Annotated in this window: 14 protein-coding genes; 13 read left to right on the forward strand and 1 reads right to left on the reverse strand. The window is 35.4% G+C overall.

Going from position 1 to position 25,247, the window contains the following annotated elements; translation table 11 throughout:
• Window positions 1–924: 924 nt before the first annotated feature.
• The 11 genes from avs4 (at window position 925) to B5D59_RS10995 (ending at window position 22,726) form a co-directional block, all read left to right on the forward strand.
• Window positions 925–5,634, forward strand: coding sequence for an AVAST type 4 anti-phage nuclease Avs4 (avs4, locus tag B5D59_RS10945; RefSeq protein WP_078817948.1), 4,710 nt, complete (start codon window positions 925–927; stop codon window positions 5,632–5,634).
• An 831-nt stretch (window positions 5,635–6,465) separates the two neighbouring features.
• Complete coding sequence (locus B5D59_RS18385; RefSeq protein ID WP_217698590.1) at window positions 6,466–6,672, forward strand: Rpn family recombination-promoting nuclease/putative transposase; 207 nt, start codon at window positions 6,466–6,468, stop codon at window positions 6,670–6,672.
• Between the two features lie 64 nt (window positions 6,673–6,736).
• Window positions 6,737–8,842 (forward strand): transglycosylase domain-containing protein, encoded by a 2,106-nt coding sequence (locus B5D59_RS10955; protein WP_078817949.1) that lies wholly within the window; start codon window positions 6,737–6,739, stop codon window positions 8,840–8,842.
• A 1,038-nt stretch (window positions 8,843–9,880) separates the two neighbouring features.
• The gene (locus B5D59_RS10960) at window positions 9,881–10,498 is read left to right on the forward strand and encodes a recombinase family protein (protein WP_078817951.1); all 618 of its coding nucleotides are present in this window, start codon (window positions 9,881–9,883) and stop codon (window positions 10,496–10,498) included.
• A gap of 26 nt (window positions 10,499–10,524) precedes the next feature.
• The gene (locus tag B5D59_RS10965; protein ID WP_078817952.1) at window positions 10,525–12,498 is read left to right on the forward strand and encodes a site-specific DNA-methyltransferase; all 1,974 of its coding nucleotides are present in this window, start codon (window positions 10,525–10,527) and stop codon (window positions 12,496–12,498) included.
• An 11-nt stretch (window positions 12,499–12,509) separates the two neighbouring features.
• Window positions 12,510–15,554 carry a type III restriction-modification system endonuclease gene (locus tag B5D59_RS10970; protein ID WP_078817953.1) on the forward strand — a complete coding sequence of 1,015 codons (3,045 nt, stop codon included), beginning with the start codon at window positions 12,510–12,512 and terminating at the stop codon, window positions 15,552–15,554.
• Between the two features lie 188 nt (window positions 15,555–15,742).
• Window positions 15,743–16,528 (forward strand): DUF6414 family protein, encoded by a 786-nt coding sequence (locus tag B5D59_RS10975; protein WP_078817955.1) that lies wholly within the window; start codon window positions 15,743–15,745, stop codon window positions 16,526–16,528.
• Window positions 16,529–17,635, forward strand: coding sequence for an AAA family ATPase (locus tag B5D59_RS10980; protein WP_078817957.1), 1,107 nt, complete (start codon window positions 16,529–16,531; stop codon window positions 17,633–17,635).
• 316 nt (window positions 17,636–17,951) lie between these two features.
• Window positions 17,952–18,875 carry a S66 peptidase family protein gene (locus B5D59_RS10985; protein WP_078817958.1) on the forward strand — a complete coding sequence of 308 codons (924 nt, stop codon included), beginning with the start codon at window positions 17,952–17,954 and terminating at the stop codon, window positions 18,873–18,875.
• Window positions 18,876–20,039: 1,164 nt separating this feature from the next.
• On the forward strand, window positions 20,040–21,518 hold the full coding sequence (locus B5D59_RS10990) for a purine-cytosine permease family protein (RefSeq protein ID WP_078817960.1): 1,479 nt from the start codon (window positions 20,040–20,042) through the stop codon (window positions 21,516–21,518).
• Between the two features lie 584 nt (window positions 21,519–22,102).
• Window positions 22,103–22,726, forward strand: coding sequence for an AIM24 family protein (locus B5D59_RS10995; RefSeq protein WP_245799501.1), 624 nt, complete (start codon window positions 22,103–22,105; stop codon window positions 22,724–22,726).
• A gap of 693 nt (window positions 22,727–23,419) precedes the next feature.
• Here B5D59_RS10995 and B5D59_RS18700 read toward each other — a convergent pair.
• Window positions 23,420–23,572, reverse strand: a complete 153-nt coding sequence (locus B5D59_RS18700; RefSeq protein ID WP_078818074.1) for a DnaA N-terminal domain-containing protein — start codon at window positions 23,570–23,572, stop codon at window positions 23,420–23,422.
• Between the two features lie 342 nt (window positions 23,573–23,914).
• On the opposite strand from B5D59_RS18700, the gene B5D59_RS11005 reads away from it, so the two are divergent.
• Complete coding sequence (locus B5D59_RS11005; protein ID WP_176132559.1) at window positions 23,915–24,652, forward strand: YwqG family protein; 738 nt, start codon at window positions 23,915–23,917, stop codon at window positions 24,650–24,652.
• A 128-nt stretch (window positions 24,653–24,780) separates the two neighbouring features.
• Window positions 24,781–25,200, forward strand: coding sequence for a DUF6678 family protein (locus tag B5D59_RS11010; protein ID WP_078817965.1), 420 nt, complete (start codon window positions 24,781–24,783; stop codon window positions 25,198–25,200).
• Window positions 25,201–25,247: the final 47 nt, after the last annotated feature.

Consider the following 25,247-nt stretch of genomic DNA (forward strand, 5'->3'; position numbering starts at 1 on the left):
CCGCAGTTTCCATATTGAAAACTGCTATAAACGCAGTCGTATCAACGGTTTTGAAGGTTGGCGATGTATTGGGAGTTGAACTCTTGTTGAATATCCCTTTTCTTCTCCCTACGGTAAGTTATCATATTTCATGGTTCATAGTCCTTCTAATCGCACATGGATTGGGAGGTTTTTTGTTGTCTAGAAATTTGTGGTCATGCGAACGAAGGCGAAGGTAATAGAACGAGGGGGGCTTTACAGTTAATGACGAGTTGTAATTCGATGTAAGTTGAAAAACAGTTCAGTGAACAAATGACCATCCAACACGTGGTTTCAGGATAATACTATATTGTATGTGCTGTCAAACGGTGGGAGAATGCAGGTGACGGTGTTTCCGAAGGTATCTTCAAGTGTAATATGGAACGATTTGCCCTAGAACATAACGGAACAATTGTTCCGGTTATGTTGCGAAACGATTCCACTCCCGAGACAATTTAACAGTATCAATAATCGGTTAAGCGTGTAATATATAGCCAAATGCCGCCCACTCATTTATATCATAGCAAAGCCAAAGAACTAATATAACAATTGGAATAATAAGTATATAATGGTGTGACTCGATGCAAGCCGAGACCAAAGTGTGATACAATTGTCTGTCTTATAAAAAGGAATAATGTTACAGTTGATAGGTAATATGACTAAGGAGGAATAATACGAAAAAAGGTCTAGCGTTATTATTGTCGCTAGTTCTAATGTTTCCGCATTGTTAGGTACACAAGCAAAAGATGCCGAAGTGGATTCTAAGGACATCTCAAAAAATGATGAGAATTATCAAGAAATCATGTCTTTATTAGAGGAAGAGAAGATTGAACTAAAAGTAAAGCAGGGTGTTAATTAAAGAGAAATTCAAGGAAATGGTTTACTAATATTAAAAGAGGTGTAATTATGATTAAACCTGATTGGAATATTTTTAAAGCAAAATTTAGTGAGAATCCCCAAAGCAATTTTGAATGGCTTTGCTACCTTTTATTTTGTTTAGAGTTTGGAAAAGATTTTGGTGTTTTTAGATATAAAAATCAATCTGGAATTGAAACTAACCCTATCTCTATTGATGAAGAAGTAATTGGCTGGCAAGCAAAGTTTTATGAAACAACATTATCGAATAATAAAAGTGAATTAATTTCAACTTTAACTAAAAGTAAAAGAGATTATCCAGATATAAACAAAATCATATTTTATACTAACCAAGAATGGGGGCAAAGCCATACTTCCGAAAAACCTGAACAAAATGATCCTCAAGCAAAAATCGATATTGAAACTAAAGCTATCCAACTTGAAATTCAAGTTGTATGGAGAACAGCGAGCTTTTTTGAATCACCATTTGTTACATTGGAAAATGAGCTTATTGCTAAACATTTCTTTAGTTTTGAAAAGAGCATCATCCAACTATTAAGGGAAAAGAAATTTCATACTGAGGCTATTTTAGAAAATATTCAAACGTTTATTAATTATAAAGATGAAACTTTGGAGATAAATAGAAGTAATCTACTCCAAGATATTCTAGGTCAAATTGAACAAGAACAAGTTCTAATTGTGACAGGTATGGGTGGTGTTGGGAAAACGGCTGTCATTAAAAAGCTGTATGAAAATGTGAAGGAAAATACTCCTTTCTATGTTTTTAAAGCAAGTGAGTTTGAAATTAGTAACATTAATAGTTTATTTGATGGATATAGTTTTAATGATTTTATTGATGTTCACAAAGAAGATGAAAGAAAATTAATAGTGGTTGATTCTGCTGAAAAGATATTAGATCTGGAAAAAACTGATCCATTTAACGAATTTATATCTACTTTAATTAAACATAAGTGGAAAATTATCTTTACTGCTAGAAGTAATTATTTGTCTGATTTAGACATGCAGTTTATAGATCACTATAAAGTGAAGCCTTTTAAATTTTATGTTGACGCTTTATCAATGAAAGAGTTAGTGGAATATGCTCAAGAATATGATTTTAATCTACCGAGTGATGAGAAACTACTAGAGGTACTTAGAAATCCGTTTTATTTAAATGAGTATTTAAGATTTTATGATAATGAAGAAGTAGTTGATTATCTAATTTTCAAAGAAAAATTATGGAGTAAGTTAATAAAAAAATCAAAACCAAATAGAGAACAATGTTTTATGAAAATTGCTTTTCAGAGAGCTAATGAAGGTCAATTCTTTATTTCACCTAACTATGATGAAACGACAGTATCTTTGTTAGTACACGATGGTATTTTAGGTTATGAAGTTGCAGGTTATTTTATAACGCATGACATATACGAAGAGTGGGCTTTGGAAAAAGTAATAGAATCTGAATACATTAAAAGAGTAAGTTTGCATGATTTTTTTAATAAAATTGGAGAATCTTTACCTATTCGTCGAAGTTTTAGGAAGTGGGTATCTGATAAACTTTTAATAGAGGACAGTTCGGTTGAAAGCCTTATAGAAGAAGTTTTTGAAATTGAAGATATCCCATATTTTTGGAAAGATGAAGTGTTAGTGTCAGTTTTACTTTCACCATACTCTGATTATTTTATTGATTTATTTGAAAAGGAACTATTAGAGAATGATCACAAATGGTTAAAAAGAGTGACTTTTTTATTAAGAGTAGCATGTAAGGAAGTTGATGAGGATTATCTTAAATTAATAGGGATAGATAAATATTCAATATCAGCTATGAAGTATATAATTACTAAACCAAAGGGACATGGTTGGGAAAGTGTAATTAAGCTAATATATAAATATAAAGATCCTTTTGAAATAGAAACAGTAAACTATATACTACCTGTAATATATGAATGGAATAATAAATTTAAAAATGGAGAAACAACGAGGCTAGCAGCTTTGATAGCTTTGAAATATTACGAAGTAATTATAGAAAAAGATAATCATGCTTATAGAGGGAATGATACTGAGGAGAAAATCATTCAAACCATTTTATATGGTGCAAGTGAAATTAATAATGAGCTTTCAGCTGTTTTTTCTGAAGTAATAAAAAATAATTGGAGAAAATATAGAGACCCATATTATACTTTGATAAATGCTATTTTATCTAGATTAGGTGATAATCAAGAAGTCTTAAAAATTTCCCCTAACTATGTATTACAGTTAGCTGAATTGTATTGGGTTAAACCAACTGAAGTGCCTCACCCTTTTTATAATAGTGGATTAGATATAGCAGATGATTTCTCTATAGATGAAAGTAAAAGTAATTATTATCCTTCTAGTGCATACCAAACGCCTATTTATTGGCTTCTAAAGTACTCCTTCAAAGAAACTGTAGATTTTGTTCTTAGATTTGTAAATGAAACTGTAGAAAGCTATGTGGATTCTGACTTAGCTAAAGGAGAAGTAGAAGAAATAGAAGTTAATATTAATGACAAGGTAATTAAACAATATATAAGCAACAGGCTGTGGAATGCCTTTAGAGGAACACAAGGTTCACCAGAAATATTTGAATCCATACATATGGCACTAGAGAAATTTCTTCTTGAAAGAGCGGTGCATACGGATTCAGAAATATTGGAGAATATTCTACTATATTTAATAGAAAACTCGAGATCTGCGTCTATAACGGCGATTGTTTCAAGCGTAGTTTTAGCTAATCCTGAAAAGACCTTCAATATAGCAAAGGTTTTATTTAAAACTAAAGAATTCTTTTTCTATGATAGTAGTAGAAAAGTATTAGACCAAACTGCGAAAAGTTTATTTTCCATAGGATATGGGTTGAACTATAAATATGAAATTCATAAAAAAGAAAGAATTGATAGTTGTGATGATAAGCATAGAGAAAAAACGCTTGAAATGATGGTACTGATGTACCAGTTTTTTAGAAATGAAGATACACCAGATGATGAAGCAACTAAAAGAATGGAAGAGTTATGGGCTATTTTTGATAAGTACTATGAGGATATTGAAAATCCTTACTTTTTAGAAGATAAAACTTGGAGACTTTTTTTAGCACGTATGGATAGAAGGAAGATGAACCCTACTGTTGAAAAAGTGGATCAAGGTGTACAGATTGATTTTAATCCTGAAATTGATCCTGACTTAATGGAATACAGTGAATCGGCCCTTCAAAAAAGTTCTGAGGCAACTAAGTACCTTCCGTTGAGAGTTTGGGCGGATTATAAATGGAACAACGATGTTAAGTCTAATGAATATACTAAGTATGAAGAAAACCCTCTACTTGCTCTAAAAGAAATTAGAGAGATGTTTGAAGAATTAGGTAATGGTTATAATGAAGATTATATATTTGCTAAAGGTATCCCGGCTTATGTATGTGCAGTTTTACTTCGTGATTATTTCAGCCTACTTTCACAAACTGATAAGGACTTCTGTAAAGAAGTTACTTTAACTTTTGCTTCATCCTCATTAATGCCTAATTATGCTTATCAAATTGGGGATGGCGTAGAAGCCGCTATTTCAAGTTTACCAGTTCTACTGAAGTATTTTCCAGAAGAAAAGGAAACTATTAAATGCATTTTATTATTTACCTTGTTCGATAACCATCCTATGGGAATATCTGTTGAGTTTGCGAATTATTCAACCAAAACAATCTTGAATGAATTATGGGCTTTAAATTTTGAAGATGCACAGTCCTTATTATTGGGATATTTATATTTAAAACCCAAGTATGAAGATATGAAAGAGCAATTACGCATAGAGGGGTTCAAAAATTACCAACGTGTAAATGTTGAAGAATATTTTCTGGAAAAATTTTCAGAAAAATATGAAGTATACGTAGAGAAAGTTATAGATAACACAATTACTTTAGAAGAAATTGGAGATATAAATAATATTCATCCGCGTATTTTAAAAACAGCATTTCAACTAATACCGTTAGAAACTAATGATGATGTTCATAAGTATTTAATCCAAAATATAATAACTATATTTGCTGAAAAGTTATTATTGAATGATAGAAGCAATAGGATGGATTATGAAGTTAGTCATGATTTCATGATAAAATTAGTAGAAATTATTTTATCTTCTTCAAGTGAAGACATACCAGAATATTTAAGACAATTTATTTTAAAGTTTAATAATAGTGAATCTATAGCTGACTTATTTAAAGAATTTATTTATGTACAAGATAAACTAAAAAAATATGATAATTTTTGGTTAGTCTGGGAGTTGTTTTATGAAAAGGTTGTTGAATTAAATAATAAAGGGAAAAATAGTTACTACAATTCTAGCATTATCAAAAGCTATCTTTTTGCTGATGTATTATGGAATGAAAATGCATCAGAGTGGCATACCTTAAACAATCAAAATAAAAGATTTTTAATGAAAGTTACAAGGGAAATAGGAGATTCACCAGCAGTTCTATATTCGATTATAAAATTATTAAATGGAATTGGGCAAAGATTTATTAATAGCGGAATTACTTGGATTTCACATATGTTATTAGAACATCAAAGCTTATGGAATATTGAACTAGAGGACCATACCGTATATTATTTAGAAAATGTTATTAAAAGTTATATTCATATTAATAAAGAAAAAATCCGAAGAGAAGTTGGATTAAAGCGAGAGGTTTTAATCATACTAGACTTTTTAGTTGAAAAAGGATCAGTTGCTGGATACATGCTAAGAGAAAGTATCTTATAAAAGCTATATAAATTAGAAAAAGAACTATTGATTGATATGATTTACAGTAAAGAAATGAGATATCGAGATAATGGTGCAACAGTCATTCATTCAATCAAGAAAGTTCAAACAAATGTGTTTGTTTTAGTGACTGTCATCTTTTCAAGCTTCTGAACAAGGGGCAATCAGTTTTTTAATGTATCCGTAATTTGGGGTGAATACAAGCACATCTCATTATTTGTCTACCATCAGCACTCCTCACATGTGGAGTGTTTGATTGGAGCTGGAAATGTAGACTTAGAATAAAGTCTTTTGAATAAATCGAGATGCTCAAACTCTAAGTTATTAAAGAAAACAACTTGCCCCCGCAACGTAATTTTTATCGAACGTAGTCAAAAACGTAGTCAAACAATTTTAATGCTAGCTTAAAACCCTAGTAAACACTGCTATTATATTGTTTTGAAGAGAGGGTGGTTCGACTCCCACCGTCTCCATATTGATTTATACGGGTAAACCCTCCAGTAATTTTTTATTTGCTGGAGGGTTTTTTAGTTTGTTTTCAGGAGATAATCAGCTACTTGGCAGGGAACCGCGCCAAAAACATCGCGAACCGAGCGAAAGTGACTTGTGACCGCGCCAGAGTTATTGAGGAATGAGCGAATGTTTGGTTGGACCGCGCCAAACGTTGCTGGATCCGTACGAAAGAATATTTGGACCGCACCAAACATAGTCAGGTGCCTTTAACACCAGTCTTGATTTGTTAGAATTATAGAAGAATATTTGACGTGACGGTATGATAAAAGGAAGAGACTGAAACGAGTATGGAAAGAGAAAAGGAGGGGGAAACACCGAGTGGAGATTCAAAATCCACATGATAAGTTTTTTAAGGAGAGTATGGGAAATGCAGAAGTCGCTAAAGACTTTCTTGCGAATTACTTGCCTAAGTCAGTATTGCAGATTATAGATCTTAATTTCTCACACAGGTACCCTATACCATGCAACTTTCATACAGACACATCGTCAACTACATACTGCAATTTTCCTGCTGTTAGTAAGTAGGTTACTTCTTTTCAAAATGCTAAACTTTGAAAAGTCGAAAGGCAATGATGAAGGTGGCATTTGTATGGGACGAACAGAACATAAGCTGCAACAGAAAAAGGCTAATGCCGATAAAAAATGGTCAAACTTCAAAAAGCCAATTCGCTTCGTATTCTTCGGAATGCTAATTGCGGCTATTTGTGGTTTGGTCATTATTAATTTATTCATTTCATTGAGTGATGTAAGTAAACTAGAAGAGCCTGTTCCGAGACCGACGTTTGTTTACGATCGAAACGGTGAAGTCGTTAGTGAAATATCAAATTCGAAAATTGAAGGTGTTTCCCTGGACCGTATCCCAAATGAGTTAATTGAAGCAGTCATCTCAATTGAGGACCAACAATTTTACAAACATCATGGGGTAAATTATTTCGGGGTTGCGCGCGCATTGATCCAAAACCTGTTCAAAGGTGAGGTTATTGCAGGTGGGAGTACAATTACTCAACAGATTACAAAGAATGTGTTTTTATCGCAAGAACGTACGTATTCCCGTAAATTTAAAGAATGGATTCTTGCGAAGAAGATGGAGAGGACGTATTCGAAAGATGATATTTTGGAGGCCTATCTCAACCAAATCTATTTGGGCGAAGGTGTATGGGGTGTTCAACGTGCTGCACAGATCTATTTTGGTAAAGATGTAAGCGAGTTATCGTTAAGCGAATGTGCGACAGTAGCAGGATTAATTAAAGCACCCTCCCACTTATCTCCTACTAAAAATATGAAAAAGTCGATGGGACGACGCAACCTTGTTTTATCATTAATGAAAAGTGAAAAGTATATTAGTCAAGCAGAGTTCGATGAAGCGATCGGACAAGAAGTTGTATTAGCTGATTCAACCATGCCAAATTATAAAGGGAAATATCCTTACTATATTGACCGTGTGATTGACGAGGCGGTCAACACGTACCATCTTACGAAAAATGAAGTGCTGTCTGGCGGATTACATATTTACACAGAAATAAATCCTGTCATCCAAGATGCTTTGGAAGAAGTGTATGAGGATGATCGTTATTTTCCTGAAAGTAAGCCCGATCAACTCATTCAAAGTGCTTCCGTTTTTTTGAATCCTAAAACAGGTGGAATTTCGGCATTGGTCGGGGGCAGGGGGGACTATACGTGTGGACGCTTTAATAATGCGACTGAACTCATCCGACAACCGGGTTCGACATTGAAACCGCTAGCCGTCTACACTCCGGCGCTCGAGCAAGGTTATCAAATGTCGGATTTGCTTCTCGACGAACCAATAAACATTGACGGCTATTCTCCGAAAAATTTTGATCAGAAAAATAGAGGGGAAGTGACAATGTACGATGCACTTGCGCACTCGTATAACGTCCCCCCCGTCTGGCTCTTGCATCAGATCGGAATAGAAAATGGGGTGCGTGCTGTTGAACGATTCGGAATACCATTGGAAGAAAACGATCATACGCTTGGCTTAGCCTTAGGAGGGCTGAACAAAGGTACTTCACCTTTGCGAATGGCCCAAGCTTTTTCTGCGTTTGCGAATAATGGAGTGATGGTGGAAGCACATGCGATTGTAGAAATAAAAGATTCAGAAGGCAAAGTCCTTGGAAAGTGGCGTGAACAGTCTGTAGATGTGACAGATGCGGAAGTTGCTCAGCAAGTGACCTATATGCTGCAAGGTGCTGTAGAAGAAGGTACGGCGAAGAAAGCCGAAATTTCAGGTATTGAAGTGGCTGGTAAAACGGGTACCACGCAACTGCCATTCACAGGCGTGGATGGCTCAAAGGATCATTGGTTCGTCGGCTATACTCCAGACATTGTAGGAGCGGTTTGGCTAGGTTATGATCAAACAGATTCAGAACATTATTTAACATCAACTAGTAGTTTCACGGCACCACCCATTTTTGCGCAAGTCGTTTCAAAATCAATCAGTGAATTGCCTGCAAAGAAATTTGATTTGCCATTAATCAGGAAAAATATAGAAGCGCTAGAGAAACAGGAGAAAAAGTTGAGTAAAAAAGAACGGGCAAAAGAAAAAAAGAAAAGAAAACAGGAGAAAAAAGAAGAGAAAGAACGGAAAAAGAGAGCAAAGAAAGAAAAGATGAAGAAAGAGATCAAGCATGAAATTGAAAACTGGAAACAGAAATGGAAAGAATATATAGGGAACTAGAGAAGTGAAAGTGTACAAAAAGAGTTGAGTGACATTAAGGAAGAGGGTTCCTGCACTTAGGATGCCCTCTTCCCTTTTTTATGTCAGACTTGATCAGTTGATTGATTTAGGAACGCAAAGGATTTGCATCCAGTGGAGAGAGCAGCAATTTTAAGAGGGTAACTTTGTGAAACATGCACATTTGTTTTAATAAACATGAATGTTTGAACTTTCACGATAGTTTCTTACACAGGTACCCTATATCAAATTTGAACACTTTGCGTTAAAAATTATCTGTTGGAAGTGTGACTCTATGACTGTCCCCATCCAAGTGAAGAACTTCTAAGCGATGGAGAAGGAAGGGATCTAAAATCACACTGTGGTGATTCCTTGGTTTTCCAGTAATCCTTCCCCCCCTCCTCAGGTTCTTTATTGGACGTTAGTATAATTGGACTTCGTTCATATAGATGAATGACTAGCTGAAGAAATGGATTGGCATCTTTTATCTTTTTTATCCTTAGTTTCGATTTATTAAGGTGTTTTTTCGATTTTCAGTAGGGAGATCATTTATCTCATTGAAATGAATAGGGAACAATAACCTTTCTTTCATTACAAGCAATCTATCCTTCAGCCACTTGGAAAAAGTGTTTTTTATCCCGCTCTGACATCCGCAATAGCGTTTGACGTATCGTTTAAACGTAATCAATATGGTTGGTGACTTCATTCGAATGTTAGAAACGCAAGAAACGATTTAAATAGGGCGATTACGAGTGGCACAATTTTTTGTGAAATGGATCAGTTTCCGCTTGTGAAATACAGCAAATCAGTTAGGTATCATAAACGATTGTTTTGCTGTCGAGAATATAAGTAGATAAATATTATCCTAAGCAATTCCGAATTGGAGAGAGGTTTTGGTATGCAATGGCACCCTTTAATTCGGCAATCATATTTATGTTTTTGTTCGTTATAAGTGCACTCTGTGCAAACAGACAAGAGTATAGTATTATTGATACATAGATATGTTCAAACAGACTTGTTCAATACATAGAGGTGAGACATTTGATTTTTGGGTATGCAAGGGTTAGCTCCAAAAACCAAAATTTATCTAGGCAGTTACAAGAGTTACAAGAGTATGGTTGTGATCGTATATATCAGGAGAAACAATCTGGAAAGGATTTTGAACGACCAGTATACAAAGAAATGCGTTCAAAAATGCGATTTGGTGATGTACTGGTCATACATGATTTGAGTAGATTTGGTCGAAATAAACAGGAAATAAAAGATGAATGGGAAGCACTTATTGAAGAGGAAATTGATATTGTTGTGCTAAATATGCCCATATTGGATACACGAAAGTATAAAGAGCTTGAAGGTGTGGGACAGTTAGTATCTGATCTGGTGCTTACCCTATTGTCATGGATGGTGGAAGAGGAAAGAACACGTATAAGAACTGCTCAAAAAGAGGGTATAGAAATTGCTAAAAAGTTAGGCAGATTTAAAGGCGGAAAAAAGAGGTATCATAAGGACGCTAAAGGTAAGGATAGAGTTATTTACGATGAAGTGGTTAGATGTTTAAATGGAAATATGAGTGTAATGGATATTCATCGTAAAACCGGTTTATCAAGAAATACTATTTACTCTATCAAACGGGAAATAGAGATTACTGAAACTACATAAACCAATCAAAAAGCGGAGGAATAACAATGATAAAAGAGACGCTTGATAATAATGAGCAAGGAAAACTTAACGATAAGAAAATTTCTATACTGAGGGAGAACTTTCCCAATTGTTTCTCGGGGGATACCCTTGATATTGAGAAGTTCCAAAGGGAGATAAATCAAGATATAGATTTATCTTCTGAAGGCTATGAAATGAACTTCCTAGGGAAAAATTATGCTAAATACATTGCTGATTCTATTGATACAGAAACAGTGTTGGTATCAAATGGAGAGCATAATACCAAGCCCCAAAATAGCAAATCGGAAAACGTCTATATAACGGGTGATAACTTGGAAGTGTTAAAGCATCTGAGGAGATCTTATACAAACCAAGTATCGTGTTGTTATATTGATCCACCTTATAATACGGGTGGTGACGATTTTGCCTATAATGATAACTTCAAGTTCACTAAGCAGGAACTTCAAGATGCTTTAGGTATTGAAGAACAAGAAGCTGATCGTATTTTAAACATGACTTCTTCAAAATCATCTTCTCACAGTGCTTGGCTTACTTTTATGTATCCACGATTATATTTGGCAAGGGAATTATTAAAAGAAAATGGAGTAATTTTCATATCCATTGATGAGAATGAACATTCACAATTGAAATTGCTTTGTGATGATATTTATGGGGAAGAAAACTTTGCAGGTGAAATAATTTGGAAAAATAGTAGTAAAAATGATCAAGACTACATTTCAATGCAACACGAATATATCATGTTTTACGTAAAGGATAAGAAAAAGAACCCAGGTAATTGGAAAGAGAAAAAAGAAGGAATTGAGGAAATCTATAAGGCATTTGAAGGGTTTAGGGAAATTCATGGTGATGATTGGCAGGTAATTCATAACGAAGCTTTAGAGTGGTATAAACAGTTCCCAGAATCAAACCCAATCCATTCAAGTAAACATTATTCTTGGATGGATGAAAGAGGGGTTTACTTCCCATCCGATATTTCTGGACCAAATTACGGGCAATATAGATATGATGTAGTACACCCTGTAACAGGAGAGATTTGTAAAGAACCAGCAAGTGGTTGGCGATTCCCAGAAACTACAATGAAGCAAAGAATAGAGGATAATCTAGTACACTTTGGTAAAACCCATGAAACTATTCCTAATAATAAAACTTATTTAAAGGATACAGAATATCAAAGTTTGACCAGTATCAAATATAGAGATGGAAGGGTTGCATCAAAACAATTAACTACACTTTTAGGGGCAAAGGACATTTTTACTAACCCAAAGGATGTTGATTTAACTGCATTACTTATTAAAGCAGTTACAGTCAACAACAGCGAGGGGAATATAGTTTTAGATTTCTTCTCGGGTTCAGGAACAACAGCACATTCAGTGATGCACTTAAATGCTAACAACGAAGGTAACTACAAATATATCTTGGTGCAAATTGATGAACCTGTAAAAGAAGGATCTGTAGCTGAAAAACATGGTTATAAAACAATAGATGAAATAGGTAGAGAAAGGATCCATCGTGCTGCACAAGCGTTAAAAGAGAATACAAATGCGGATATTGATTATGGTTTCAAACATTACTTTGCAAAAGCATTGACCGAAAGCATTATTGATCAAATTAGGGAATTCGATCCTAACCTATTAGCATCCCAATTGGAAGTTGAATTCGATAAAGAGACAATCTTGACGACCTGGATGAATCAAGATGGCCTTGGTCTAACACCTTCAGTCGAGGAAGTCAATCTAGGTGGGTATATTGGTTATTATGTGGACGATTATCTCTACTTATTGGATAAAGGAATATCACAACAGCATGTTGATATCCTTCTATCTAAAATAGTTGAAGATAAGAACTTCAATCCCACAAGTGTTATAGTTTATGGTTATAACTTCCCGAATTTTAACATCTTGACACAATTAGAAACAAATTTAAAACAGTTGAGAAATGAAGAGAAAAGTATTGAAGTATCATTAATTAAGCGATATTGAGGTGAACAAAGTTGGATTTGATTTTAAAACGAAATTTAGAACATCAAACGATTCCGATTGAGAGGCTTTGTTCAATTTTCTCAAACGTCGGTATACAAAAACCAATGAAAAGTATTGAAAATCCTATAATTGATATAAAGAGTCCTTATCTATATCAAAACATAAAGCGACTGCAAGAAGATCTCCCTTCTAATATGCAGGGAACCAGTCAAAATGAAGCAGATTATTTGAATATTGATATAAAAATGGAGACAGGTACAGGTAAAACTTATGTTTATACAAAGGCTATTTATGAACTAAATAAGTTGTATGGCTTCAAAAAGTTCATTGTTGCAGTTCCTTCATTGGCTATTAAGGCTGGAACTGCAAACTTTATGAAAATCCAAAGCAATATCAATCACTTCAAAAATGTGTGTGGTTACAAGACAGAAATAAAACTAAGAACAGTTGAGAGTATTAAAACAAAAAAGGGTTCAAAGAGATATGTGCCAAACAGCATACGTGATTTCGTAACCTCATCAAATCTTCAAAGGAACACGATAGAAGTATTGTTAGTAAATATGCAACATCTAAAGGAAAGCAAAAACGGTGTATTGGTACGTGATGATTACGATTCCCATATTGAAGGTTACTATAGACCTATTGACGCGATTTCTGCAACTAGACCAATTTTTTTAATAGATGAACCACACCGTTTTAGTCGTGAGAATGCCACATTCAAATTCATTGAGGAACAGGTAAAACCACAACTGATTATACGCTTTGGTGCTACTTTTCCTAGTAAATTCATTGGTAGGGGTAGAAATAGGGTTGAAGTAAAGGATTACCAAAACTTAATATACGACCTAAATATTCATAAAGCATTTGAACAAAATCTTATTAAAGGTATAGCAAAAGAGCATGTTGAAAGTCCCGATAATGAAGAAGAAGTATTTAAAATCTTAACAATGAAAAAGGGCGAATTTGTTCGGTTCCAAAAAACAGAACTAAATGAGCAAGGTCAAGCAATCAAAACAACAAAAGAATTGAAAACACATGATTCGTTGACTCTACTCTCTCCAAAACTTTCAGGTATTACGATAGATGGCATATTGGCTACCAAGGTCAATTTAAGTAATGGAGAGGAAAAGTTCACTGGGGATGTATTTTTTGCAGATGTGTTTGCAACTTCTTATGTCAGGGAATCTATACGGTTAGCAATAAAGAGGCATTTTGAAACGGAGCGGGAAAATTTCAAACGGAAGTTCAAGATCAAAACTTTAGCTCTTTTCTTTATTGATGATATTCATTCGTATCGAGATAATGACATGAAAGAGCCTTATTTAAAGAATATCTTTGAGGAAGAATTAAGGGGAAAACTGGATGAAGAAATTAATAAATGTAATATCTTTGAATTAGAATATAGAGAGTACCTTGAAGAATCCCTTGCGAATATTACAGAAACACATGCGGGATATTTCTCACAAGACAACGTATCAACTGAAGAAGAAATTGAAAAAGAAGTGAACACAATTCTTTTCGATAAGGAAAGGCTTCTGAGCTTAGTAGATAAGAACGGTAAAACAAATACAACACGTTTTATCTTCTCGAAATGGACGTTAAAAGAGGGATGGGACAACCCGAATATCTTTACAATTGCAAAGTTACGTTCAAGTGGAAGTGATAACAGTAAGTTGCAAGAAATAGGTCGTGGGCTACGTTTACCGGTAGATGAAACTGGAAATCGAATCGAAAATGAAACCTTTACGCTTAATTATATCGTAGACTTTACCGAAAAGGACTTTGTGAAAAAGCTAGAAGAAGAAATATATGGTGAAACATCCTTTGAGCAAAGGGTTCTTACATCCGAGCAAATTGAAAAGATTGCTACAAATAAAGGATTAAGTAAGGAAGAAGTGCTAATAGACCTTATGGGTAAAGGCTTTATCTCATTTGATAGAGAGATAAAAACGGACAAGCTACAAGAATTCATCAATGAGTACCCTGAAATATTTAATAAACTTGATAAAAATAGGGTCCGTGACCGAAATGTTGATAAAAATAAAAAGGTTGCCATTCGTAAGGAAAACTATTTGAAATTAAAGGACCTGTGGGAACAGTTAAATGAAAAATACTATTTACACTTTGACACTATTGCTGATGAAGTACTTATTAGTATTGTCTCCGATGTAATCACGGAGGACTTGATAACCACAACGGTTAGACGAACCAAAAGAGAAACATCAGAAATGGTGCAAGGAGAGCTTATATTTAATGTGACCTTAGATTCCATTGATATTTCAGATGATGATACTTTAAATTATGGAACATTTTTAAAAGTTGTAGCTGAGAACACAAATATTTCTATTCCTTTAATTCATACAGGGATTGTAAGAGCATCTAAATTGAAAAAGATAGAAAATGCCTTCTTTACAAAGGATACGGTAAGAAGTTTCTCCGTTTATTTCAAACAGCGGATTTATGATGAATTGCTGAAAATTTATTCATATAAGAAATTACCAAACACAACGGTGCATCCTACAGAATTAACTGAAGAAAATGGTAATCCAAGGGATTTTGTAAAGACTTCCGCTTATCTAGGTGTGAACGAGAGAAAAGGGACACCATTGGAAAATTACTTGTATGATACTATTTTATTTGATTCTGAAATCGAGGAGAATAACATAAACGAGAATATCAGTAGTGTCGAGGTATATGGAAAAATACCAAAACGCACCATGCAGATACCTTTCATTGATGGAAGCACGTATAGCCCGGACTTCATGTATGTAATAAAGGATAAAGAAGGAAAGCCTACAATTAACCTAGTTGTTGAGAGTAAAGGGGTAAATAAAAAGCAAGATCTAAGAGGTATAGAGGATCATAAAATAGAAGCTGCCAATAAACTCTTTGATATGGTTAAAGAAGTAGGAATCAATGATGAATATGGAGGACAAACAAAATTAGAAGATATAGGTGATGTATTGCGAAGAAAAGGAATCAGCGTTACCTATACAAGGCAAACAAACAATGAGAAGCTGCTTGAAATTATAAACGACCTTATTGAAAGTGAATGATAATATACTAAATATTGGATAAAAAGGTATTGTGCATTTTTAAGATAGTGTAGAAAGCTCGGGGTTTTTGGATAATTTATTATTATGCTTGAAACCAAATAGTAAAGAGGGTTCCTTTGAATAAAATAACCATTCTTTACTATTTTTTCTTAAATCCTGAATTGCAATAATTGTGAGGGGGGAGAAATATGAAAGATATTTTAAAATTAGCATATTTTGATGAGCAGGCAGCAGTCGATTTTCTTGAAATAAAGGAATCGGGAAGCTCCTCAGAGATAATGAAAGTAGTAACCGAGAAAAACAAGGATCTGGGTTTTAGTGCGGAAGCAGGAAAGGTTTTTTTTAGTTTTTTAAAATTTGGTCTATCAGGAAATATGAATAAAAAAAACAATAGCATAATTGAAACGCAAGTAACAAGAACTATTTATAATAAATTTATTGAACTTAGTAAAGAAGCAAAAGAGATAAAAAAGTATAAACATATAAACCTTAAAATCGTAAAGAATTCAGCAACCTATTTCAGAAATCTTATGCCGTTTATAAAGATGATTGACGACACAGGAGAATTTGAAAATGCAAAAGAATTAAAAGGACTCAATCACCAAGAGTTGGACACTATCTTTGACGATGCTAGAGGGTATTATGAATATTTAGGGGAAATTGTATCAGATGAAGAAGAATATGAAACGGTAATAATACGTTTCAATATCAATGGGATGAGGAATAATTATAGTTTGTATGATTTAACTAAAATGAATTTAAGTATATACGGCATAGAAGTAGGCAAGGCTGAAAATATAGATTTGAATTTTATGAATGAGATGAATGAGATGTTACAAGAGGAAAAAACAAAGCCAAAACAATTAAGCTATGAAGAGATGAAAAGCGTAACCCTTGATGATAATCAGCCAACAGAACAGAATCCTAAGAGTGAAAAGTATAAAATTATTGACGTCATAGTGGCGGGAATTTAAATGAAAATTACTGTGTTTTACGAACCTGAAAAGGTTTTTAATGAGAGACTTAATGACTCTACAAGGGTTCTTTATTTTGGGGATTACATTAGGGGAAGTGATAATGAGCGGAAAGATACTCAAGAGACGGTTTATTGGGAGAAAAGCTATGACGTACTTGTGATTAGTTCTAGTGAATTGTCAGGTGTTAATAACCATGTAATGGAAAACGTTGGTAGGTTTATTAATCGCATTACGGAAGTTTTTGGCTGTGGGCATGTTTATATTAATAATCCGACAAAAACAACAATGAAAGCGTTGGAAAACACCTTTGAATTAGAGTTAAAAGATCCTTACTTATTTCAAAACGTTTCGGAAGAAAAGGTAATTAGGATTAAAAAGGAATTCGATGATTTCATAATCGGCCAATTTTCTGCTAAAAAAGTAATTATAAGAAACCTTTTAAAATTATTAATAAGAACAAATGAGAAGCCACTTGTTCTTATGTTATATGGAAATCCTGGTATTGGAAAAACTGAGACAGCTAAATTTTTAGCCAAACAATTGGACGAAGGTGAAATAGTCAGGGAACAAATGTCTATGGTGCATGGGGAAGCAAGTTTGAGGTATTTTAAATCCACACACCATTCAGAGGATTCGTTCTCCAAGGTTTTAATAAATAGAACGTCGAATATAATTTTGTTAGATGAGTTTGCTCGTTCACCAGAATATATACAAGATAGTTTTTTTCAGATGTTCGATGAAGGCATTTATGAAGATAATAACTATATAGTAGATGTAAGAAAATCAATAATCATTTGCACTTCTAATTTTATTACCGAAGAAGAAATGAAAAAAAATATAGATAATGCCTTATTAAGCCGTTTCGATGCATTAATAAAGTATGAAGACTTTAATAATAAAGAGAAGGAGCTTATTATAAAAAGGTCCATTGACCAAATCAAAAGAACAATCTTAAAGAAATATGCTTCAATGGTTGATTGGAAACAATTACAAGGCTTTCTAACCAACCATGTAGATGGAATGACAAATATGAGACATATAAAAGGGATTATAGAAGAAGCCATTGCAGAAGAAGTGTTAGAAAAGCTCCAAGAATTAAGGTGAATTTCTTATAAATGATATAACTAAGAATGCTTGTCCCCGTAAGCTCTATTTTATTCAAACATAGTCAAAACCATAGTCAATGATTTATAAAAGGGAAAAAAAGCCCTGCAAAACCTTGATACGAATGCATTCTTATGAGACGCGGGTTCGACTCCCGCCGTCTCCATATAGAATTATATGGATATCTCCCAGTATTAATTGCCGGGGGATTTTTTGTGCGCGCGTTACCAGGTCCTAAAATAAACCCGCAATCATATGCTATTACATGAGAATAAATTGTGTGTATTACTTACACGGGGAGAGGAGCTATTGGATCATGGCTACAAAACCGCAGCAATTACAAAGGGGCGATACGGTAGGGATTGTGACGCTTGGAAGTCCGTTGGCGGCTAATCGCATTACGGAAGGGATTCGGATGTTGCAAAGTATGGGGTTTAAGGTGGTTGTGGGGGATTATGTGTATTCTGCGAATGGCTTTCTTGCGGCAACTCCCCGGCAAATGGCTTCGGATCTAATGAAGATGTTTAGAAATCCGGAAGTGAAGTGGATTTTACCTGCCCGGGGTGGAGTCGGGGTGGAAAGTATTTTACCATTCCTTGATTTTACCGTCATTAAACAAAATCCTAAAATTGTTTCGGGGTACAGCGACATCACTATTTTATTAAATGTGTTGTTTGAATATGCTGACCTCATCGGTTTTCAAAGTTTGTTATTGTTAGACTTTAATCCACAAACCCCTTCGTATAATTTCAATCAATTCTTTACGGCAACATCGACTGTCACTGCACCTTGGCAAATTACCAACCCGCCTGGAGTTCCACTTATCGGAGCAGTTCCGGGAAATGTCACCGGGCCGATTGTAGGTGGAAATCTTACGTCATTCGTGGGTACCTTAGGCACGTCCTATGAAATCAATACGGAAGGTAGGATTCTTCTTTTGGAAGAAACACATGAACCGATCAATACGGTGTATCGATATTTGAACCACTTAGCGATGGCACGGAAATTTGAAGATTGTGCAGGAATCATTATGGGACAATGTACGAACTGTGAACCAGCCTACGGGAAAAGCTATGCGGATGTGATCAATGAATTTCTGGTTCCACTTGGAAAACCTTTAATGACCAACTTGGCAACCGCACACGGCCATTATAAAGCCACCGTACCTATTGGAGCCAGTGTGAAAATGGATACGGTGAATCGAACGTTGACGGTGATGGAGCCGGTGGTTAAGCTGTAGTCGAAAATGAGGCCAGTGGAGATGGGAATCGGCATGGTATACAATTAATTATCCGGTTTTACTGATGTATGCAAGGATTGGGAATATACTAGTAAAGTAAGGATGTCTACTTCAATAAAATAGAATTCAGAAATTTGTAAATGGTCTATAAGGACCATAAGAATAGTAGGTGAAAAAATGGGGAAGTATCAATTGGATAGCAAAGGTTAGGCGGCTGTAGCAAAGTATCATGAAAAAAACAAGCTTGCCCAATTTGATAAAAAGCAGCAGGTTGAAAAAATACGTGCGGAGTATTTGAAAAAAAAGCAGAAACAAACAGGTAAATAATATGACGCTGAGGCAGCAATATCTTTTGACGCTGTTTCGGTTGCCACTGTCTCTATATGAGAATAAAGGTGTTATTACAAGAGAATCTGGGATATTGTATGAGAGGAATCTCTTGTGCAATATTCCTTTTTTATGGTCGAATTATTTTGAATGATGAAATAAATAGATTGACGTACTCAAAGAAAATGTGATCAGCATCGGCCACAGTCTAAAGAAGCCTTCAAAGAACACAAGATTTGTTTCCCGCACCGGAACGTTTTTCATGGGAATTATAAAAGTAAACGAAAGCAGCCCGATACTTTTTCGGGCTGTTTCATTTCAGCCGTCAAAGCGTCCAAATTTCTAACCGATCAAAGAATGCAAAACAAACAAATCTCTACTTATTTATCAACAAATATGTACAATAAAAAAGGCTCATTATCGCCAAATTGCTCGAGTATTTATCAGTGTTAAATAGGTGGAAATAAGACCGGTTAGGCATACCAGACAATAAACCGCGAAAATACGATAGCAAAAGCTCTCGCATCACTTTTATCTCCTGAAAATGAAGTATAATGTTGAATTTTATCGATATAGGACTTTGGATAGACTTTGTGGGGAAGTCTCCAACCTACCACCAGATTATGTTAATATAGAAATAAGAGTGAGGGAAAACGCTGCTGAAAGAGAGCGGAGAAATTCACTGCTTTTTTATTTTGTCTCTGGTCAACCAACTGCATGTAAAAGTCTACCTAGCCTGCAATCGCTTTTCCCCAACTTATTTTGCAGCCCCCTCCTAAATACTTAAGCACCGCGACAAAGAATAATTACAATCGAATATGGAAAGGATTTGGTACAATGCGATCTGATATTACTGCAGATCACAAGTTACAAGAAAGAGATCTTCGGAAGAAAGAACCACGTCAGGATAAATCTGTGCATGAAAAAGACCTACAACAGGATACAAATCCACGTCAAGAAGAAACTACAGGTGATTACTCATTTGAACGGGTTCCGCGCGAGGAACGGCAAATGGGCTGGTTAAGTATCACCAACATCACATTCGGCATCGCAACTGCGATCTTCTATTTCCAGATGGGAAGCGTTATGGCACTACAGTTTGGAGCGGTGAATGCCCTTATCTCAGCAGGGTACGCAATTGTAGTCGCAGGCATCCTAGGAAGCTTCATTGTTTATTTGTCTGCTAAATCCGGTATGAACGTTAACTTATTATCCCGCGGAGGATTTGGTTACGTTGGAGCCGGATTAACCTCACTTATTTACGCGTCTAATTTTATTATGTATTGTGCCTTTGAGGGCATGATTCTAGTTGCAGCTGTTCATGCTTATTTTCCTGCTATGCCTGTTTGGCTGTTAATCATAGTCTTCGGATCGGTGATTATCCCATTGAACTGGTTCGGCATTAAGCAACTGGACAAATTGCAAAAATGGTCCTTGCCGATCTTCTTTATCTTTTTAATTACAGCGATCGTTATGACATTCACCCATTCGTCCCCATTTGACGGGGCTTTATGGACATTCTTGCCTGAAGGCGTCAAAGTCGGCGGCACCGCACTATTGTTATGTATCGGAATGCAGCACGGAATTATGGGGCTAACGGCATTGATTGCATCAGACTATGCGCGCTTTTTAAAACCAAAAGATTTGAAAATTGGTTCCATTGCAATCGGTTTCATCCCGCAGATTTTCTGCTATGGTGTAATGGGCGGTCTTGGCATTTGGTTCGGAGTTACATTTGGCGAATCAAATCCGGGCGTATACATCGTTACTCTATTGGGGCTTGGCGGTGTGCTGTTTACACTGCTTACACAAGTTCGAATTAATGTTACCAATATTTACAGCAGTTCGTTATCCCTATCGAACTTCTTTGAAAACACATTTGGCTTTACGCCGGGACGTCGTTTCTGGGTCGTCGTTGGGGGTGTTACTGCGTTGATTCTCATGCTGGGCGGGATCATTGACCATCTTGACACGGCAATGACTTTCCAAGGCGTTGCGCTCATGAGCTGGGCTGCCGTACTGGTGACAGATGCACTTGTGCTAAGAAAATGGCTGAAAGTCGCTCCACGTTTTTATGAATCCAGACAAGAAAATCTTTTTAAGTGGAACCCAGTCGGTGTTGTATCGCTAGTTGTTCCGACGATTATTGGTACCATTGCAGCGCTCGGTTTTATGGGCACATTCCTTCAAAGTACTGCGGCATTTTTCGCAGCCCTTTTGGCAGCGGCTATGACGATTATTCTTGGAATGACGACAAAAGGACGCTATTATGCGAAGAGAGAAGTAAACGATGTTCCGAAAGAGGATTGGATTTAATCAGCTGTATGTCTAGATCTTTTACAAAGAATAGCATCTTATCTCCGATAGTTGTCAGTAAACATAGCCAAGATTAGTTAGGTATAAGAAAACTACTCTTAAACTTTGACATCAAAGCATTGTTAGGAGAAGGTGGTTGGACTCACGCTTAGTCCAAAAAATATTTTCATAGAACGTCATAAACTTTGTTATATCAAGGTATATGGCGTTTTTTAATGTCATGAAATTTTACTGGATTTTAACGGAATATCGTCAGCAAACAAATTTAGTTCAATAGGAAGACATTGAATTTTCAATTGATACTTTAACCAGTTCAACTAAACTTTTATTAATGACACCTTGCTTGATAACAGACATCCTAACATCACTGCACTGGATTTTATCGTGTTATAATTAATCATCACCTCATAACAAAAGTGAGTAAGCTAAGAAAGTAGGAGATTATTCTGTTTACAATCAGAAATTTTGAAGATAATGCGAATGTTAACGTCAGGGAAGAGTTAGGCCCTTTTAAAGTAGTAGAGTTTCAAAGAGAATTAAGTATCGATCATTTAACAGCGCAATCGGCATATTATGCGTCTGAAATGAATCTGAGAAGAAGACAGTTGGTTTGCGATGTCAACCAAGCAAATATTACGATTCAGGCAGGTTCTATGCAATGGATGGCTGGAGATGTGAAAGCGACAACAGGGATTAAAGGTGTTGGAGATTTTATTGGGAAAACATTCAGAGGAAAGGTCACAAAAGAATCTGCGATCAAACCTGAATATACGGGAACTGGCAAACTTGTATTAGAACCAACGTACAAGCATATTTTGCTCCTTGATGTTGGCGAGTGGGATCAGTCACTCATCATTGAAGACGGACTGTTTTTAGCTTGTGATTCGGGATTAAAACATAAAGCCGTGATGCGCGCGAGCCTGTCTTCTGCTGCATTAGGAGGGGAAGGTTTGTTCAATCTTGGACTTGCTGGTCAAGGAGTGGTCGCACTTGAATCTTCTAACCCGAGAGAAGAACTGATAGAAGTAGAGCTAGATAATGATGAGTTGAAAATTGATGGGAATATGGCGATTGCTTGGTCAGGCAGTTTAGAATTTACTGTTGAGAGGTCTGGAAAAACACTTATGGGTTCGGCGGCTTCAGGAGAAGGATTGGTAAATGTCTATCGCGGAACAGGCAAAGTGTTAATGGCTCCATTTCTTCAATAAGGTGTCGGAATATATGTAAACAGTCGGGAAAGTCTAACTGTAAGTGGCAGGCACTAAAACATTCCAAATTACATGTAGAGTGTTTAGTATTTCGTTTGAAACAGTTATTTTACCTACTTAATGGCACGTTGTCCTTCTAGAAATGGTTGTTTACGTTATCCGTTTAATATTCCTTACAAATTGGATATGTATTTATGCTCACAGAAAATAATAATAAAAACACGTGAATGGAATAGAGGAGAGACAAACCCATGGCTTATATTTTATTAATTGTAGGATTTGCACTGTTAATAAAAGGAGCTGACTTATTTGTTGACGGTTCCACCAATTAAATATGGAAAATGGGAGAGATAGGGATGCCTATCTCTTTTAATTATTGGTTCGATTAAACGAGCTTGTTGTATTAGGATTCAATCGCATTTTTAACGTCTTTTTTGTTAATTTAGAGCCTGGATGCTACAAGGGCAGCCTAAGTTGCGATCAGTTATTTCTGCTTATTCGAATGTCTGGGATGAGGGACATCCTTTTCCCCGCCTAAATTTTCGTCGTTAGAGATGTCTGTTTTACTTGTCAAAGCTCCCAATGTTTCGCTGAAATTACCAATCATATAATTGAATGCGTCCATTCTATCCCTTTCTGTTTCGGAACCGTTCCTACAAAAAAAGCAGGAGTCATATGATGACCCTGCTCATTTTAGTTTTTTATATAATCGCTCGCGGTTATAACTTCGACTGTTCCAATAGCGCTGTTAAAGGATAGAGATTCTGCGGATATTTCCTTAATAAGATCTGCGTAGTGAGTGGCTATCCAGTCGCTTACGAAAGAGTTAGGAGCTATAATCTTTATGTTTAAATCATCTTGTTTTTATAAAAACTGCACTCATTCTTAGCTGTTTTTTTTCGTATCCGTTATCATGAGTTCCTCATTTCATTTTAACATCATTTGTCGATGAGTTAGTATATATATTATGTAATTATTATCGAACATAAATGACAGGGAATAGTGCCACAGAGACGACAATTTTTAGTACCGTAAGAATGTAAATAAGTCCTTAAGAGAGAATAAATGGCTCTCACGCAAGCGAGGGAACTATTAAATGGATTGAGGTGCTTTGTTTTTGTGTTCCAAAAAAATATAGGCTCTATCGGTTAAGTAAAGAATTATTTATTAGAATGGGGGGTTACATTGATGAAATACGAAATTCCTAAACTTTTGAAAGAGCATGAAAACCTAATTAAAGGCACTCTTAGGTATAGTAACGAGATAATTTTTAAGCGTGAAGAAACAAAACCCTGGGATAGCAAATTAGGTGGGTGTCCCTATTTGAAAAACAGTAAAGATTATCCAATCGATCAATTTGGAAAACCTATGTTGTTTTTAGCACAAATCAATCTGGCGGATATTGGAGATCTGGATGAATTACCGAAAAAGGGATTACTGCAATTTTTCGTTGCAAACGATGATATGTTTGGTTTGGAAGACCCGATTCTACTAAAATACATTGAAGATTTTGAAGAAAACGAAGGAGATTTAGTAAAGGAACATCCTTATGAAAATGAAGAATATAACAGTAATCTCCCTTTTTCACACAGCGGCAAAATGTATTTTACATCAAGGGAGATGCCTATGTCTTCCTCATTGGATCTATTTCGGGAAATTTTTATGAAGAAGCTATCAGAAGAAGAATATGAGAAACTGAGTGATGATTGCTATAGTAGCGATAGCAGAATTGGTGGTTATCCATATTTTGTTCAGAATGACTATATCGGTTTTGATGATGACGATTTTCTTTTATTGCAACTGGATATCGATGAGGAATGCGGCATTATGTTTGGGGATTCTGGGAACTGTGTTTTCTCTATTACAAAGGACGCTTTGAAAAATAGGGATTTTTCAAAAGTAGTGTATGATTGGCAGTGTTGCTAGTGAGATTCCAGTACGATGATCCGTTCTTGAACTTATAGAAAAGTCCTAAGAAGTGTATGAGTATTTTGGTAAGCGAAATTTTCACAACCATGACGTCAACATATCACTTATCGAATTGAGGTTTCCCTATGATACCAAATCAAAATAAAATGAGAGTAATGGAGACCATTGCTGAAAGAAATTTAATTTCTCTCATGAATGATACAAAGTGGCGAAAACTCCAAGATGCAGTTATCAATACGTTGCGATTTCCGCCACCATACCAAGGCAAGTATTTGTTAGATGATCTAGTATATCCTGAAGAATTTGAAAAGGATGTTTGGTATTGGGGAGATTGGATAGAGGGTATTGTACCATTTTACAATGTGGAGTGGATTCGAGTCCGGCCAAGATATTTGAAACATCGTGGTCGTCTAGTTTCACCAGAAATCATTGATATTACAGATGACTTTGTAAATATTTTAAAAGAATTATCAATTCCCTATCGACTGGATCATGATACATATTATATTTACGGTTACATATCAGATACAAGCATACTAACATGATGGAGCCTCTCGGAATGGTTAAGGCAAAAAGTGAAACGGAATCAGTG

Origin of the sequence: Sporosarcina newyorkensis, from assembly GCF_900167515.1 — a bacterium.
Classification (GTDB): Bacteria; Bacillota; Bacilli; order Bacillales_A; family Planococcaceae; genus Sporosarcina; species Sporosarcina newyorkensis.

Coding starts and splice junctions, on each gene's coding strand:
- B5D59_RS10985 (WP_078817958.1), top strand. CDS start 17,952: ATGGCTACAAAACCGCAGCAATTACAAAGGGGCGATACGGTAGGGATT.
- avs4 (WP_078817948.1), top strand. CDS start 925: ATGATTAAACCTGATTGGAATATTTTTAAAGCAAAATTTAGTGAGAAT.
- B5D59_RS10990 (WP_078817960.1), top strand. CDS start 20,040: ATGCGATCTGATATTACTGCAGATCACAAGTTACAAGAAAGAGATCTT.
- B5D59_RS11005 (WP_176132559.1), top strand. CDS start 23,915: ATGAAATACGAAATTCCTAAACTTTTGAAAGAGCATGAAAACCTAATT.
- B5D59_RS10995 (WP_245799501.1), top strand. CDS start 22,103: ATGAATCTGAGAAGAAGACAGTTGGTTTGCGATGTCAACCAAGCAAAT.
- B5D59_RS10955 (WP_078817949.1), top strand. CDS start 6,737: ATGGGACGAACAGAACATAAGCTGCAACAGAAAAAGGCTAATGCCGAT.
- B5D59_RS10975 (WP_078817955.1), top strand. CDS start 15,743: ATGAAAGATATTTTAAAATTAGCATATTTTGATGAGCAGGCAGCAGTC.
- B5D59_RS10980 (WP_078817957.1), top strand. CDS start 16,529: ATGAAAATTACTGTGTTTTACGAACCTGAAAAGGTTTTTAATGAGAGA.
- B5D59_RS10965 (WP_078817952.1), top strand. CDS start 10,525: ATGATAAAAGAGACGCTTGATAATAATGAGCAAGGAAAACTTAACGAT.
- B5D59_RS11010 (WP_078817965.1), top strand. CDS start 24,781: ATGATACCAAATCAAAATAAAATGAGAGTAATGGAGACCATTGCTGAA.